The 15,541-nt window shown below is 57.4% G+C and carries 12 protein-coding genes; 6 read left to right on the forward strand and 6 right to left on the reverse strand.

The window, feature by feature from the left end; translation table 11 throughout:
* The first annotated feature begins 135 nt into the window (after positions 1 to 135).
* The 3 genes from GGR28_RS01200 to GGR28_RS01210 are packed head-to-tail and all read left to right on the forward strand — an operon-like array spanning position 136 to position 6,069.
* Positions 136 to 2,139, forward strand: coding sequence for a DUF3857 domain-containing protein (locus GGR28_RS01200; RefSeq protein WP_183493887.1), 2,004 nt, complete (start codon positions 136 to 138; stop codon positions 2,137 to 2,139).
* 7 nt (positions 2,140 to 2,146) lie between these two features.
* Positions 2,147 to 4,144, forward strand: coding sequence for a DUF3857 domain-containing protein (locus GGR28_RS01205; protein ID WP_183493888.1), 1,998 nt, complete (start codon positions 2,147 to 2,149; stop codon positions 4,142 to 4,144).
* Positions 4,144 to 6,069, forward strand: coding sequence for a DUF3857 domain-containing protein (locus GGR28_RS01210; RefSeq protein WP_183493889.1), 1,926 nt, complete (start codon positions 4,144 to 4,146; stop codon positions 6,067 to 6,069). Before GGR28_RS01205 ends, GGR28_RS01210 begins: the two co-directional genes overlap by 1 nt.
* 1 nt (position 6,070) lies before the next feature.
* On the opposite strand, the gene GGR28_RS01215 is transcribed toward GGR28_RS01210, so the two are convergent.
* Together GGR28_RS01215 and ahcY are read right to left on the reverse strand one after the other, a co-directional pair.
* Entirely contained in the window at positions 6,071 to 6,343 is a 273-nt protein-coding gene (locus GGR28_RS01215; protein WP_183493890.1) for a hypothetical protein, read from the reverse strand.
* Positions 6,344 to 6,458: 115 nt separating this feature from the next.
* Positions 6,459 to 7,772 (reverse strand): adenosylhomocysteinase, encoded by a 1,314-nt coding sequence (gene ahcY, locus GGR28_RS01220; RefSeq protein WP_183493891.1) that lies wholly within the window; start codon positions 7,770 to 7,772, stop codon positions 6,459 to 6,461.
* Between the two features lie 214 nt (positions 7,773 to 7,986).
* Here ahcY and GGR28_RS01225 point away from each other — a divergent pair, with 214 nt between their 5' ends.
* Positions 7,987 to 9,306, forward strand: coding sequence for a serine hydrolase (locus GGR28_RS01225; RefSeq protein WP_221233764.1), 1,320 nt, complete (start codon positions 7,987 to 7,989; stop codon positions 9,304 to 9,306).
* Between the two features lie 185 nt (positions 9,307 to 9,491).
* Here GGR28_RS01225 and GGR28_RS01230 read toward each other — a convergent pair whose 3' ends face one another.
* Positions 9,492 to 10,214 carry an SDR family oxidoreductase gene (locus GGR28_RS01230; protein WP_183493892.1) on the reverse strand — a complete coding sequence of 241 codons (723 nt, stop codon included), beginning with the start codon at positions 10,212 to 10,214 and terminating at the stop codon, positions 9,492 to 9,494.
* A 71-nt stretch (positions 10,215 to 10,285) separates the two neighbouring features.
* On the opposite strand from GGR28_RS01230, the gene GGR28_RS01235 reads away from it, so the two are divergent.
* Both GGR28_RS01235 and GGR28_RS01240 read left to right on the forward strand, forming a co-directional pair.
* Complete coding sequence (locus tag GGR28_RS01235; RefSeq protein ID WP_183493893.1) at positions 10,286 to 11,092, forward strand: patatin-like phospholipase family protein; 807 nt, start codon at positions 10,286 to 10,288, stop codon at positions 11,090 to 11,092.
* Positions 11,093 to 11,110: 18 nt separating this feature from the next.
* Positions 11,111 to 12,625 carry a GH3 auxin-responsive promoter family protein gene (locus GGR28_RS01240; RefSeq protein WP_183493894.1) on the forward strand — a complete coding sequence of 505 codons (1,515 nt, stop codon included), beginning with the start codon at positions 11,111 to 11,113 and terminating at the stop codon, positions 12,623 to 12,625.
* Here the strand turns inward: GGR28_RS01240 and GGR28_RS01245 are convergent, their stop codons facing one another.
* From GGR28_RS01245 to GGR28_RS01255, 3 genes are read right to left on the reverse strand one after another with little or no spacing between them, the layout of a single operon-like run.
* Complete coding sequence (locus GGR28_RS01245; protein ID WP_183493895.1) at positions 12,626 to 14,089, reverse strand: hypothetical protein; 1,464 nt, start codon at positions 14,087 to 14,089, stop codon at positions 12,626 to 12,628.
* Positions 14,086 to 14,577: an AAA family ATPase gene (locus GGR28_RS01250; protein ID WP_183493896.1), complete on the reverse strand. Its 492-nt coding sequence runs from the start codon at positions 14,575 to 14,577 to the stop codon at positions 14,086 to 14,088. Before GGR28_RS01250 ends, GGR28_RS01245 begins: the two co-directional genes overlap by 4 nt.
* The gene (locus tag GGR28_RS01255; RefSeq protein ID WP_183493897.1) at positions 14,578 to 15,534 is read right to left on the reverse strand and encodes an SPFH domain-containing protein; all 957 of its coding nucleotides are present in this window, start codon (positions 15,532 to 15,534) and stop codon (positions 14,578 to 14,580) included. It abuts the gene before it with no gap.
* Positions 15,535 to 15,541: the final 7 nt, after the last annotated feature.

Consider the following 15,541-nt stretch of genomic DNA (forward strand, 5'->3'; position numbering starts at 1 on the left):
AAATCCTTTGACTTACTACACAATTACATATTCAAGTGTCCGTTATTTTTCTGAAGGATCATCAAAACGAAGAATATCTTCGATTGATTTTATCTCCTTGCCCGGCTGATTGGTCAGCCACTTATTCCGCTGTTTATGAAGGTCACCCGCCTTTTATTCCTGCTGCTCGTGGTAGGAATACACCCCCTTGCGGCCCAGTACGAAAAGGGGCTCGAATTTGGCCGCGTGTCAAAGGAGGACCGACAGCTCACTACGGTACCGGGCGATTCTACCGCATCCGCTTACGTACTGTACGACCACCTCGATCTCGCGTACCGGTACAACGATACCGATGGTCCTTCGCTGTTTGAAACCCACCACCGCCGCGTGAAGCTGCTTAAGCCGGCTTCTTTCGATTTGGCAAACGTAAGCCTGCACTACGATCGCGATCATCAGTCCATCGATAACTTACGGGCCGTGATCCACTTGCCCGACGGCGGCACCATTCAACTACGTGATACGGACTTCGTCAGCGACCGCGACTCGGACGGCCGTGCCACCGTAAAGTTTACCTTTCCGCGCGTAGTTGCCGGAGCGATCATCGAGTACACCTATTCGCGGAGCCAGGAGTCGATTCTCTCGCCCACGGTGTACTACTTCCAGGAATCCATCCCCGTACGGTGGGCGGAGTACACGGCACTCATCCCGCCGTATTATCAGTACATGAGTCTTGCCAACCCGGCACAGTACCACCTGAAGGAAGCCAAGCTGTCGCTTGCCGAGTTCGGTCCCAGCTTCGGGGTGGTTACTTACGGTTCCCGGGTAAATGGAATCGAACACAGCGAGCTTAGGTGGGTGATGAAAGACCTGGCCGCCTTCGAACGGCAACCGTATACCAATAATGCCGAGGACTACATCCCGCGCATCCGGTTGCAATTGCAGAAGGTCCAGTATCCGGGGGAGGGCCCACGACCCATTTTCAGCGACTGGGAGGAAACGGTGAACAGCCTGCACGACCGCCAGGACTTCGGCCGGTATTACCGGAAAAAGGGCAATTACGCAAAGCTCTGGAAGGCCGCCGAGGACGCCATCGCCGCAGCGGGCAGCGACCGGGAAAAAATCGAGGCGGCCTACCGCTTCGTGATCGATCGACTGTCGTGGAACGGCAACTACGGTGTTCTCGCCTCCGCCAGCCCGAATGCGGTGCTCGACGACGGGACCGGCAACAGCGCCGACCTCAACATCTGCCTGCTCGCTCTGCTCAATGAGGCCGGCATCACCGCCCACCCCTTGCTGGTGTCCCTGAGAAACAGCGGTGCCCCGATCGAAGTATACCCCGTGGTCAATCAGTTCGATCACCTCATGGTGTATACCGAACTGGGCGGGCAGCCCTTTCTGCTGGACGCCAACGACCCCGATCGCCCCGCCGGGCTGCCCCGCGTAGCGGCCCTCAATCACCGCGGCTGGGTGGCTGATCCCGATCGGCCGCGCTGGATCGACATCGATGTCCCCGCCGCCCGCCGGATCGTGATGCAGGAAATTTCGGTAACGGAAGACGGCACCGCCAGCGTAGCCCTCCGCAGCCGGTTGGAAAGCTATTTTGCTTTTTCCGCGCGCAGCGAGTTGCGCAACGCCAAGACCCCCGCCGAAGCTCCCCTGGCAGCCGAAATCATCGCCCGCTTTCCGGAAGCCGAAGTGACAATGCCGGGTACCGTCGCCGCTAGCGATGTACCAACCGCCCCGCTGGATTATTCCCTGAAACTGCGCATCCCATCAGCGGCAACGGCAGTTAACGACTACCTCTACGTACAGCCCCTCCTGTTGTCGGTACTCGACGATGAGCTCGATGACGTGGAAAGGCGTCTGTATCCGATCGACTTTGAATTTCCCTGGGAGCAGCGCTTCATCGTCAATATTCGCGTACCCGAGGGCTACGTCCTCGACGAAACGCCTCCCGCTCTAAAGGTGCGTGCCGAAGACGGCAGCATGGAGGGCACTTACGCCACCAACGTGATGGTGGATGGGGCAGTGACCCTAATCTTCAACGTCAGCCTGACCCGCACCTTTTACCCCGCCGACCAATACACCGGACTCCGCGATATGTATCGCCGAATTATTGAATTACAAAACTCCCCCCTGGTTTTCAGGCGGGAACACTAAGTCACCTATGCACCACCCATTCACCCTCGCTTTTAGTATTCTATTCCTGTTTGCCACCAATTTATCCGCTCAGTACGAAGACGGACTCAAGTTCGGAAAGATCACCGACGAAGACCGGCAGCTGCTGCTGGTCCCCGGCGATTCCGCTGCCGCCGCCTACGTGCTCTACGACAAACTCGACCTGAGCTTCGATTTTTTACCGGATAAGGGCCCGGTTCTAAAGGAATCGTTTCATCGTCGGGTCAAGCTGCTCAAACCGTCCAGCTTCGATCGCGCCAACATCACCCTTCGCTACGACCGATCCTTCCAGAGCCTAGGTAACCTGGATGCACAGGTGCACCTTCCCGACGGGACGACCATCAAACTGCGCGGCGGTGATTTCGTGCGGGAGAAGGGTGACGACCGGAAGGAAACGATGAAGTTTACCTTTCCCCAGATCACCCCGGGCGCGGTGATCGAGTATCGGTATACCCTTTCGACCGAGAGCATTCTGACGCCCACCAATTACGTGTTTCAGGAAGACATCCCCGTGCGTTGGGCGGAGTATACCGCTCGCATCCCTAAATACTATTCCTACTTGAGTCTGGGTATGCACGGCAACTACCACATTCGGGAGGTCGAGCAGCGACCGTTGCGCTGGAGTCCGGTTGCCCTACGGGGACTCAGCAACGAGCAAATGATCATGCACTCCGATATGCGTTTCGTAATGAAGGACATCGTACCCTTCAAGCACCAACCATACACCAACAACCTGCGCGACTACCTCCCCCGGGTGCGCCTGCAGCTGCAGTCCGTACAGTATCCGCAGTCAATGGTTCAGCCCGTGCTCAAGGATTGGCACGCCGTCGCGAATGAACTCGACGAACTCCGCAACTTCGGACGTGCCTACCAGGTAAAGGGGAACTACAACCAGTTGTGGAAGGCAGCCGGCCCAACGGTCATGGCCGCCGAATCGCCCAGGGAGCGAATCGCCGCCGCCTACTATTTTGTCGCCTCCCGCATTCGCTGGGACGAACGGTACCACTTTATCGGTTCGGACTCCCCGGACAACATTTTCAAGGCTGGCGTGGGAAACAGCGCCGACCTGAATCTTTGCCTACTCGCCCTACTGAACGAGGCGGGCATCGACGCCCAGCCGATGCTGGTCTCCCTGCGCGACGGCGGAGTACCGATCGAAGTGTATCCGCTGGTCGATCAGTTCGATCACCTGATGGTGTACGCTACGGTCGGAGAAGGCAGTATCCTGCTCGACGCAAACGGTGTAAGCCGTCCTCCCGGCTTGCCGCGTGAGCGGGCTCTGAACCACCGGGGTTGGATTGCGAGTACGCAGAATCCACGCTGGACCTCGGTAGAGGTGCCGCGTGCCCGCCGGGTGATGCTCTGTGAAATGAGCGTAGACGAAGCGGGCTTGGCAGAAGTCGACCTAACCGGACGGTTGGAAAGTTACTTCGCCCACTCGGGGCGGCTGCAACTCAAGAAGATGAAGGACGACACGGAAGCACCCATCGCCTCGGATATCCTTACCCATTTCCCCGAAGCCACCGTCGTGAGTAAGGAAATAATTAGCGGAGGCGATCATTCGGCCCAGCCACTGACCTACAAAGTGCGGATGAACGTCGCGGCGGGAATGGCAAGCGACGACTACCTCTACATCCAACCAATTTTGCTCCCCCTGCTTGACGCGGAGTTGGACGATGTGCAGGAGCGGCTTTACCCCATTGACTTCCCGTACCCCTGGCGCGAACAGTACATTACCAACGTTACGGTTCCCGAGGGCTATGCGGTGGAAGAACTGCCCGAGTCAATCCGCCTGCGCTCCGAAGACGGAGGTATGGAAGCCACCTACACCGCAGTTGCCAAACCGGATCGTACCATCACCATCAACTTCTCGGTAGATTTGGACCGTACGGTCTACCAGGCCGCCGATTACGCTACGCTGCGGGCCATGTACCGGCGAATCATTGAATTACAGGAGGCAAGCATCGTCCTAAAACGCGCCAAGTAATGAACGTACTCCACTACCTCTTTCTGGGATGCCTCCTTTTCTGGGCGGGCGCGCAGGTGCAGGGCCAACGGCTGGAGCTGAGCGCACTGGCGGCACCCGATTCCCTGCGGACCGGCAACTCCGTAGTCCTCTCCCACGACATTGAATACCGGATCACGTCGCTTAATTCCGCTACCTATTCCTCCCGTAAGGTGATTAGCCTACTAAACGCGGATGAGCGCAGCGGAAACGTAATGCACGAGTTCTACGACGACGACAGCAAGGTCACCACCTTCAGGGCCGCGGCATACGACGTTTTCGGGCAGCAAACGTACAAGCTTAAGAACAGCGACATCTCCGACAGTCGCTTTACCAGTCAGGTATCGTTTTATGAAGATACCCGGGTGAAGTACGCCGAAATACCCTGCGCAACCTATCCCTGTACCATCGTATTCGAGGTGGAGAGAAAGGTAGCGGACTTTTCCTACGTCGCGGGAATTCCCCACTGGCAGCCGGTTCGCCGCGGACAGTCGCTCGTAGAAGCCTCGTTTACGGCTTACGTTCCCTCCACCAACGAACTGCTCTACCGCAGCAATCTTCTCGCCGATCCGACGGTTGCTACGGAGGGCGACAACAAGGTATATCGCTGGACGGTCAGTAACCTCCCCGCGCAACCTAAGGAGTCGTATGCTCCGGCGGAATCGACCACGCTTCCGTACCTGCGGCTCGCCGTCGCCGACTTCGAAATCGATGGATTTCGTGGTAGTTACCGCAGCTGGGAGGATTTTGGAAAATTCATCGGAGACATTATGGTGGGTCGCGATGCGCTTCCCGACGGCTTGGCCAGGGAAGTACACGACAGGGTAGCCGGAGCGACTACGGAACTGGAAAAGATCGATCGGCTGTACCGCTTCATGCAGGAGCGGATGCGCTACGTAAGCATTCAATTGGGGATTGGCGGCTGGCAACCGTTTTCCGCTGCCTACGTCGAGCAGAATCGGTTCGGCGACTGCAAGGCACTCAGCAACTACATGGGCGCGATGCTCCGGGAAGTGGGCATCACCTCGTATCCCGTACTGATCGAATGGGAGGAACAAATGGATTACCCACTGACCGAAGAGTTTACCACCTCCTCCTTTAACCATATGGTTCTCTACGTGCCCTCCCAGGACATGTACCTCGAGTGTACCAGCAACGACGCCCCCACGGGCTACCTGGGGGAGGACAAGCAGGACCGCAATGTCCTCTGGATCACCCCCGAGGGTGGTAAACTGGCCCGGACGCCTATTCTCGAACCCGCCGCCAACGGGCACACGCGTACGGTAGACCTGACCGTGAACCACGACGGTTGGACGGAGGTCGGAATACAGGCCACCCTGTACGGTGGGGCGCAGGAATTCTTTCGGTACATGGTTGCCGAACTTCCCGATCCCCAGGATCAGGTCAAGTGGCTGCACGAGCAACAGCTGCTGCCCGACGTTTCCGGTAAGGGGTATTCCTTTGTCCCGAATAAGGATCGCCCGGAGGTCAGCATGACGTACACCACCGGGGTGGGCAACTACGTCCGGACCCTCGGTAAGCGGCTGTTCGTACCCATCAATGGCTATTTCCCGGAATCCGACGTGCCAAGCAGCGATCCGGACCGCAAGCTGCCGATCGAAACCTACACTACCCGCTTTTTAGTCGACACCGTCAACCTGCACCTTCCCCCCGAACTCGAATTTGAAAGTGGTGGCGGTGAATCCACGACCGAATTTTCCCACACGGCCGGGGAGTATCGTTCGCGCATCGTCCCCACCGAGACGGGCCTGCAGTGGATCAGGAGCCTCAAGCTACTGCCCGTAAGCTTGCCGAAGGAGGCCTATGCGGGATACCGTCAGTTCTTTCTCGATGTCTCAAAGGCCGAACGGATGCAGGTCGTCGTTCGGGAAAAACGGACCAAGTAGCTTAGCGCCCGAGGTTAATCGACTGGTTCTTCTTGTCCGTATCGAGCCCCTTATAGAGCCACTCAGAAAACAGCGTATCCATGAGCGGCGTGATGACGTAGTTCAGGAGTGGTACCAAAATGGCGGTCTCCAGAATTAACTTAAACCACAGGGGCTCGACCCCCACCCACTGTAGGGCGTAGGCAAGGATGAGCAGGATCGGAAACAGTCCGAGCCACTTCACGAGCATCAACTTCCAGGTTGGTGGGGCGGCACCTTCGTTCGGATTTCCCATGTTGGTCTGAATTTTAGGTCTAACCCGGCAGCTTCGGAAGGGTTGCGGACAAACAAAGGGGCCCGCCGGATCGTCGATCCAGCGGGCCCCGTTAGCATAAGCAATGACTACTTGCCTAGTAGCGGTAATGATCCGGTTTGAACGGACCGTTCTGCTCCACGCCGATGTACTTGGCCTGGGCTTCGCTGAGGTCTTCCAGATCCACGCCGATCTTGGCCAGGTGCAGGCGAGCGACTTGTTCGTCGAGGTGCTTGGGCAGCATGTACACCTTGTTTTCGTAGTTGCCGCTGTTCTTCCACAGTTCGATCTGGGCAAGCACCTGATTGGTGAAGCTGTTGGACATAACGAAGCTCGGGTGGCCCGTACCGCAGCCCAGGTTCACCAGACGTCCCTCGGCGAGGATGATCACGTCGTTGCCGTCGATGTTGTACAGATCGACTTGTGCCTTGATGTTGTCCTTGGTATGCCCGTAGTTCTTATTGAGCCAGGCCATATCGATCTCGTTGTCGAAGTGACCGATGTTGCATACGATCACCTTATCCCGCATGGCGCGGAAGTGGCGTTCCGTCAGGATGTTGAAGTTGCCCGTCGCGGTTACGATGATGTCGGCACGCGGGACGGAATCGTCCATCCGCTTTACTTCGTAGCCGTCCATGGCCGCCTGTAGGGCGCAGATCGGGTCGATCTCGGTTACGATCACGCGGCAGCCGGCACCGCGCAGGCTAGCGGCGGTTCCCTTTCCTACGTCACCGTATCCGGCCACGATGGCGACCTTACCGGCCATCATCACGTCGGTAGCCCGGCGAATGGCGTCTACGGCAGATTCCTTACAGCCGTACTTGTTGTCGAATTTGGATTTGGTCACCGAGTCGTTCACGTTGATGGCGGGCATCACGAGGGTGCCGTTCTTCATGCGCTCGTACAGCCGGTGAACGCCGGTAGTGGTTTCTTCGGATAGCCCGCGGATCTCACTGACCAGCTCGGGGTGCTCGTCGAACACCATGTTGGTGAGGTCTCCGCCGTCGTCGAGGATCATATTGAGCGACTTACCGTCCGGGAAGGCGTAGAGCGTTTGCTCGATGGCCCAGTTGAATTCTTCCTCGGTCATGCCCTTCCAGGCGAAAACCGGTACCCCGGTGGCTGCAATGGCGGCGGCGGCGTGGTCCTGGGTCGAGAAGATGTTGCAGCTCGACCAGCTTACCTCCGCGCCGAGCTCGACGAGCGTCTCGATCAGTACGGCGGTTTGGATCGTCATGTGCAGACATCCGGCAATGCGGGCACCGGCCAGGGGCTTGCTAGAGCCGTACTCTTCGCGGAGGGCCATCAGTCCGGGCATCTCCGCCTCGGCGAGCCTGATTTCTTTGCGGCCGTAGTCGGCCAGTTCAATGTCCCTTACTTTGTAGTTCGGGCGCGTTTCGGTTGCGGGCATAAATGCTTATTTTTTTCAGCCGCAAAGGTACGGCTAGTGGATGAAAGCATATTGGCGGACAATGGTTCAGCCAGAACCGTACCCCGTAGGGTTTCGTGCCAGCTTTGCCCCGCACCTTCGTGTGTTGCGCGCCGTTAGAATTCCTGACCGCCACCCATCCCGTATCTTTAACCCCAACGGTTTTCATCCTACCCTTTCGCCCTAAGTCGTATTTATGACCTTCAGGAACTTTCGCATTGTGCTCTTTTTCGGCATCCTTGTTGCCGTAGTGTATCCTTCACTTCCCGCCGGTAGTTACCCGATCGACGGATTTTCCGAAACCGGTATCGCCCGCCTCGTACGACTGACCAAAATGGACAGCGCCGCCCTGGTGCGTACCCTGCCTTACGGTGGACGGCACAGCCTGGAGTACGTCCGGCTGAACCTGATGGATCAGCCCCTGGATTCGTTACCCACCGTAGACGCCGAACTGCAACGGGAGATCTCGACGATCTTTCCCAATATGCATCCTTCCTACTCCGTCTCCGTACTGGACATGACGCCCGGCCGGGCTCCCCGCTACGCCGAGCGCAACCCAACGGCGGGATACCAGCCCGGAAGCGTGGGCAAGTTGGCCGTAGTGACCGCCTTTTTCTGCGAGCTACAGAATCTGTACCCGGAAGATTACGAAAAACGGTGGGAGCTCATGCGCACCAAAGTCGTCAAGGCGGGGCCCTTTGGCGTATACGATCACCACACCATTCCCCTGTACGACACGGCAACCGAACGCTACGCCCGTAAGCGGGTGGACCCGAACGATGAGTTCAACCTCTACGAGTGGGTAGACCATATGCTTTCGGTAAGCAACAACGGTGCCGCCAGCATCGTCTGGCGCGAGGCCCTTCTCATGCGCGTCTTCGGGGACGAATATCCCGACCTCACCTTTGAGGAGATGATGACTTACTTCAAGGAAACGCCCCGCGATTCCCTACGCAACATCGGCGAGGACATCGTCAACGGCCCCCTCCGCGACATGGGCATCGACGGCGACGCCTGGCGGTTGGGTACCATGTTTACCCGCGGGGCCAGCGCCATCGTTCCCCCCAAGGGGGGCAGCACCGGAACGGTCCGGGGCCTCATGCAGTGGCTCACCGCCCTCGAGTCCGGTAGGGTAGTGGATGCCCCTTCCAGTCTGGAAATTAAACGGCTCATGTACATGACCGATCGTCGCATTCGCTATGCCCACGCCCCCGTACTGGATTCCGCCGCCGTGTACTTCAAATCGGGCAGCCTCTACGGGTGTTTACCCGGCACCAGCTGCGGCAAGTACAAGGGCAACCGCATGAATTACATGAACTCCGTCGCTATTGTCGAGCAGCCCGACGGTACCCGCTACATGGTAGCCCTCATGTCCAACGTACTCGGCAGAAATTCCGCCTACGACCATCAAGTTTTGGCTACCCGCATCGACAAAGTCGTCCGCCGCACCAACTCCGCCGACCCCCGCGAAAGCATCGGCACCGGCGAGGATTCCAATGAATCAGGTAACGACTAGTCCTTGGGTTAGGTCGAGCTTTTTTTCAACGCAGATTTAAGCAGATTGTCTTCGCGGATTGTCGCGGATTTTAGGTCAAGCGGCCTCTGGTCCGACACGCTATCTAAGGTTGAGGCTTTCTAAGCCGACCCTGCTATGTAGGTAGGAAGCGTTCCAGGGTCGCCCCAGAGGGGCTCATCCTTTCCCTACCCCTTACTAGTTTGACTGGGCCGCACCTCCACCTTGCTCGGCAGCGTACGGGCCGGCATTCTTAGCAGGTCGACGACGAGCTGGCCGAGGTCTTCAATTTGGATTTTCCAGGCATCGTCCTCGTCGGGGGTGTTGCCGTTGAAGTGGGTGGCGACGGAGCCGGGCATGATGGTGGTCACCTTCACTCCTTCCTGACGTACGTCGAGCATGACGGCCTGGGTGAAGCCGACGAGTCCGAATTTGGAAGCATTGTAGGCGCTGCCCTTGGCGAAGAAGTTGGTGCCGGCCAGGCTGGCGATCGTGATCAGGTAGCCCTTGCTTTCGATGAGGGAGGGTAGGGTAGCTTTGACCGTGTTGAACACCCCGGTGAGGTTGATATCTAGAGTTTCCTGCCACTGCTCGGGCGTCAGTTCCTGTATGGGGGCAAAGTGACCCACTCCGGCGTTGGCGATTACGATGTCGACCCCGCCGAACTCCTGCTTGGCCAGGTCCATGGCCCGTTGCTGACTGTTGAGGTCCCGCACATCCGCCTCTACGCCGATGCACTTTCCGGGGTGGCCCAGTTTATCGAGCTGGTCGACGGCCTTGTTGACCGACTGCTGGCTGCGGCTCGTGATGATCACGTTTACGCCGGCTTCCATTAATTTTTCGGCTACGCCGTATCCGATTCCCTTGCTGCCGCCCGTGATAAAGGCGGTCTTATTCTGTAAATTTTCCATGCCACCACCAACGCAACATTGCTTTAAAGGTTGGGCCCTGAACCTGCGCCCGCCGCCACTTGTCTGTACGTATGATGGACAAATTGAGCATCGGTATAACGCTTTCGGGCGGCGGAGCGCGGGGAGCAGCACATATTGGGGCGCTGCGCGCGCTGTTGGAAGCTGGCATCGAACCGACGCGGGTCGTGGGCGTCAGTGCCGGTGCCCTAGTCGGAGCCATGTACGCCGCGGGAGTCCACCCCGACGATATGATGTCGTTCGCACTGGAATCCTCGATCTTCCGCTTCTACAAACTCGGGATGCCCCTCACGGGATTGACCAGCAGCGACTACCTGAAGGAGCGACTGGCTACGGTCATTCCCGAGAACAGCTTCGGCGGCCTGCGGTATCCGTTTCACGTAGGGGTGACAAACCTCAATACCGGGCAGCTGGAATGTTGGGATCGGGGACCCCTGCACGATCTGGTGGCGGCGAGTTGCGGCATTCCGTTTTTGTTTCGACCGGTGGTCATCGACGGGGCTCAGTACGTTGACGGAGGCGTGATCGAAAACATGCCGGTACGACCCTTGCTGAGCCGCTCCGACTTCATCATCGGTAGCAACCTGATGCCCTACGAGAACCTGAAACCCGCCGCCGTAAAGACCGTGGTCGGTATCGTATGGCGGTGTTTCGACCTTTCCATTATGGCAAACACCCTGCCGTCTGCCGAACTGTGCGATATTGTACTGGAGCCGAGCACACTGAACGATTACCATATATTCAACCTGAATCGGTTGACGGACCTGCACGATGTGGGGTACGAACATACCGTAAAGCGATTACCTTACATTCTGCGCTCCCTGGAAAGCAAACGTGAATTGCTCGAAACACTATCCTAGAGAACCCCAAGACGCGTCATGATCAGCCTCGTCAATTCTATTTTTAAGACCTACCTGGGCCGCTACCGCCGGGAGTTGCACGAGCATTACGAATTTCCACTTGACCTCCAGGCTGCCGTACTCCAGGATATCCTAAAGTCCAACCGCTCAACCGCCTTTGGCAGGGAGCACGATTTTGAGGGAATGTGGCGGCAGCCGGACCGCTACGGTTCGCGGATCCCCGTAAGAAACTATGACGCACACAAGCCTTACATCGATCGCATTCTAAACGGAGAAGAGCGCGTGCTCACCCACGAGCCACCGGCCTGGATCGCCACCACCAGCGGTACGACCGGCTCGGTGAAGTACCTCCCAATCCCCCAGCGCGCGGTAACGGAAATTCACCTGAAGGGGAGTTGGCTCAGTCTGGCTGCGCTCTACGAAAAGGACGAGGAGCTGCAGGTGTTCAGCCACAGGAACCTCCTGATCGGTGGCGCCTTTAAGGGAATGCACGAGGGCCTAAACATCCCCAAGGCAGACATCAGTGCCGTTATCATTCAGAGCATTCCGCGCATCATGCGGCCGTTTTACATTCCCGACGTGGCCCTCGCCACCGCCGTCAACTACGAGGAAAAGATCGAGAAGATCGCCCAGCTCGTCGCCCACGAGCCCGGCATCACCATTCTGGGCGGAGTCCCTACCTGGAACTTGCCCCTGTATCGCCGTATTCTGGAAATCCACGGCGGGGAGAACATGCTCGACGTGTGGCCTCAGGCGTCCGTATTCATGCACGGTGGAGTGAACTTCGCTCCCTACCGTAAGCAATTCGAGCAACTGTTTCCCAAGCCGAATTTTCTGTTTCAGGAAATCTATAACGCAACGGAAGGATTTTTCGCCATTCAGGACAAGGACGAGCTGCGCAGTATGCTTCTACTGCTGAGTAATGGCATCTACTACGAGTTCGTTCCCTGGTCGGCATACCAATCCGAAGATTTTACCGCGGTCCCCTTATCCGGCGTACAAACGGGTACTCCCTACGTGATGCTGATCACGACCGTCGCCGGCCTGTACCGCTACCCGATGGGTGATTTGATCGAGTTTACCGAGACGAATCCTTACCGACTCATTATTCTCGGACGCACCCAGGAATTTATCAATGCCTTCGGCGAAGACTTACTCCGGTCGGAAGCAGAAACGGCCCTTCTAATGGCTTCCCAAGAGACCGGTGCCCTGGTCAGGGATTTTACCGTTGCTCCCCAGTACATTGAAGTAGGCAAGCAGGGGCGCCATCACTGGCTGATTGAGTTTGAGCGTCCTCCTACGGACATCGAGAAATTTAACCGCACGCTGGACGAAGCGCTCCAGGAACAGAACAATAACTACGCCGCCAAGCGGGGGAATGACTTTGCTATCGTCCGCCACAAACTCACCCTGCTCCCGTCCGGATTCTTTCACAACTGGATGCGGGAACGTGGCAAGCTGGGTGGACAACACAAGGTGCCGCGCTTGGCTAATCACCGCGAATTTTTGGAAGACATTCTGGCTCACTTATGATCAGGGACACGCTATCCGTTCGACACCGATTCGATCGGTCGTCAGCGGGGTAGGGACGAGGCGATACTCCTGTTCCTGGACCCGTTTCGCCAGTTCGCCGCTGCCGTGACTGGCGTGCCAGTCGGCATACCAGTTCCTTACCAGGTAGGTTTGATCGTCGGTAACCTCAGTGGCACATTTTGGTAGATCGGCAACGTTGCGAAACACCGGGGATCCGGTTTGAAAACCATTAAAGTAGTCACCCAGGTTCCTGGTCACTTCGGAGCCGTAGAGTACCGACCCTTTCGGTGCTTCGCCGATCAATTGTTGAAATGACCGTTTTACCTCCGCGTATTCGAGCGTGCGGCCGTAAATAGCCTGCTGCACCGTCGGTGTACACAAGCCAGTAAGTAACAGCCCAATTGCCAGCAAGAAGGTCGAAGAGTTGGTGGCAATTCGGCGGAATCCGGTCAACAGGCTTAGCGACCGCACGGAACACACCGCGAAGATGGGGGAGAACAGCAGGATATGCCGCGGGTCCAAACAGATCGGATTATAGGACGTAAGCGAGATGGTCATGAAGTTCACGGACAGCAGTCCCAGAACCACGGTCAGGGGATAGAACAGGTTTCGCGCGTTCGCGGATCGCCGGTATCGCAGTACCACCAGGGTAACGACGGCTACGGCCAGGTGAATCAGCAGCCCGGCACCCGTAAAAAGTTGCCAGAAGCCGGTGGTCCAACGGTCGATCAGGGTAGCCCAGGGTAGGGAATCGTAGGAACAGGGATTCAGGTAATGGTTGCTGGTAATGGCCGTGAAGCGGGAGAACGGCGACCCGGTGAAGGAGTATATGACCAATAAATACGCCCCCAGGAGCACAGATGTCACGACCAGGAAATTGCGCCAGAACATCCACCGCTTACTGAGAACATCCCACAGGAAGTATCCCAGGAATATCGGTGCCAATAAAATGATGGTGCCCTTTGCGTTAAACGCCGCGAATAGGGCAAGGGCGGCTAAAACGCCCGCCCACCGGCCGAACGACGGCAGTTGCCTGCCCCGCTCGTAAGCCACCCAGCCGGCAAAGGCGAAGCCGCTGACGAAAATGTCCGGCATAAGCTTGTCCGAATAAAAAACGTTCCACTTCATCCCAAAATAGAAGCCGATACACAGGAGGAGTTTCCACCACGCTTCTCCCCGGAAGGTCAGGTAGAATAAGTACAGAATTCCTCCGGAACACAATAGAGCAGGAAGTGCGGAAGCAAGATCGTTGACGCCGAATACCGAGTAACTCAGTGCGATGAGAGCCAGCGGAAGAATGCGGTAACTGTAGGGATTATCTGGGTCGAACACCCCCGACGTGAGGTCATGGGCCAAGCGGGCATAGTGCAGGTCGTCGAAGCCGAAGTGGCCGTAGAAAAAGAAGGCATGGTGCAGCACGAGAGCGAGGAAAGCCACAATCAGTACTACGACATTCGCTTTCATGAAGTGGTAATCAATCGTAGTGCAGTGGCCGTCCGTTCCTGTCCCCTAATTATCCGGGCATCTGGGAGTAAAATACGGTAGCGTTCAAAAATTTTCCACCGGTCGGATGCCTCCGGATGCTCACGCTGGGGGTCGTAGGTCCAGGGCAGGTCCGGGGCACACAGTAGGGTAAGATCGTACTTAACTTGTCGCAGAGCTTCCCGAACGGAAGGGGCTACCTGGCCATACTTTACCTCGGACCAGACATAGATGACTTCCGGTCCGGTGTCGCAGACAAGGTAAGATGGCATGGGGGCGGCAAAAGTTTTTTCGGCAGTTAACTGCCGCTGACATATCTGGGGAAGGTCTGCGGGGCCGTACAGATTATCTCTTTCCTGAAGGTAGGTTCGGGCTTGTTCGGCGACGAATATCCCATCGAGGCTCCAGGCGAGGGCGCGTGCGAGGGTGGATTTACCCGATGATTCCGGACCGGTGATGAGTATACGCAATTACCGTTTAAGCTCGATCTTTTCGCGTTTCTTCTGGGCCTTGATCTTATCGCTGGTGGCCTTCATTTCCTCACCCATTTGCTGGCTGGCAACGAAGCTGGCCGTCATGTTGGCGAGCATATCGGAGCCGGCGGTCGGAGCGTTGGGGAGCATGATCAGGTTGGAGTTGACGTTCTCGCCCATGCTCTGCAGGGTATCGTAGTGCTGAGTAACGACGATGAGGGCGGATGCTTCCTGGCTGTTGATGCCGACGCTGTTGAGGATGTCGACCGACTCTTCCAGTCCCTTCGCGATCTCACGGCGCTGGTCGGCGATACCCTGGCCCTGGAGGCGCTTGGATTCGGCCTCGGCGCGGGCCTTGGCAACGATGCGGATGCGGTCGGCTTCCCCTTCGTACTCGGCGGCGAGTTTTTCGCGTTCGGCGGCGTTGATCCGGTTCATGGCAACCTTGACGGTGGCGTCGGGATCGATGTCGGTGACAAGGGCCTTAACGATATTGAAGCCGTAGTTTTTCATGGCGTCCTGCAGCTCTGTCTTGATGGCGTTGGCGATGTCGTCCTTGCGCTCGAAAACGTCGTCGAGTTTCATTTTCGGCACCTCGGCGCGGACCACGTCGAAGATGTAGGAGTTGATCTGCTCGTAGGGGTTGTCGAGCTTATAGAACGCATCGTAGACGCTATCGGCTCCTACGGCAAACTGTACGCCTACCTTCAGCTTGACGAATACGTTGTCCTTGGTTTTGGTTTCAACGTTGACGTCGAGTTGTTGCACCTTGAGACTGACCTTACCGGCTACGCGGTCGAAGAAGGGGACCTTGAAGTGAAAGCCCGGGCCCCGAATGGCCTGAAAGCGGCCGAGCCGTTCGAGGATCGCGGCGCTCTGCTGACGGACGGTGAAAAAACTCCCCGTGATGACAAGTAGGGCAAGGATCAGCGGGATAAGTATGAGGAGGGACATGGGATAA

It is taken from the genome of Neolewinella aquimaris (assembly GCF_014197245.1).
Classification (GTDB): Bacteria; Bacteroidota; Bacteroidia; order Chitinophagales; family Saprospiraceae; genus Neolewinella; species Neolewinella aquimaris.

Bases quoted from the DNA above. Each gene is read 5' to 3' on its own strand.
- GGR28_RS01210 (WP_183493889.1), top strand. From the start codon at position 4,144: ATGAACGTACTCCACTACCTCTTTCTGGGATGCCTCCTTTTCTGGGCG.
- GGR28_RS01235 (WP_183493893.1), top strand. From the start codon at position 10,286: ATGATGGACAAATTGAGCATCGGTATAACGCTTTCGGGCGGCGGAGCG.
- GGR28_RS01215 (WP_183493890.1), bottom strand. From the start codon at position 6,343: ATGGGAAATCCGAACGAAGGTGCCGCCCCACCAACCTGGAAGTTGATG.
- GGR28_RS01230 (WP_183493892.1), bottom strand. From the start codon at position 10,214: ATGGAAAATTTACAGAATAAGACCGCCTTTATCACGGGCGGCAGCAAG.
- GGR28_RS01225 (WP_221233764.1), top strand. From the start codon at position 7,987: ATGACCTTCAGGAACTTTCGCATTGTGCTCTTTTTCGGCATCCTTGTT.
- GGR28_RS01205 (WP_183493888.1), top strand. From the start codon at position 2,147: ATGCACCACCCATTCACCCTCGCTTTTAGTATTCTATTCCTGTTTGCC.
- GGR28_RS01255 (WP_183493897.1), bottom strand. From the start codon at position 15,534: ATGTCCCTCCTCATACTTATCCCGCTGATCCTTGCCCTACTTGTCATC.
- GGR28_RS01240 (WP_183493894.1), top strand. From the start codon at position 11,111: ATGATCAGCCTCGTCAATTCTATTTTTAAGACCTACCTGGGCCGCTAC.
- ahcY (WP_183493891.1), bottom strand. From the start codon at position 7,772: ATGCCCGCAACCGAAACGCGCCCGAACTACAAAGTAAGGGACATTGAA.
- GGR28_RS01245 (WP_183493895.1), bottom strand. From the start codon at position 14,089: ATGAAAGCGAATGTCGTAGTACTGATTGTGGCTTTCCTCGCTCTCGTG.
- GGR28_RS01200 (WP_183493887.1), top strand. From the start codon at position 136: ATGAAGGTCACCCGCCTTTTATTCCTGCTGCTCGTGGTAGGAATACAC.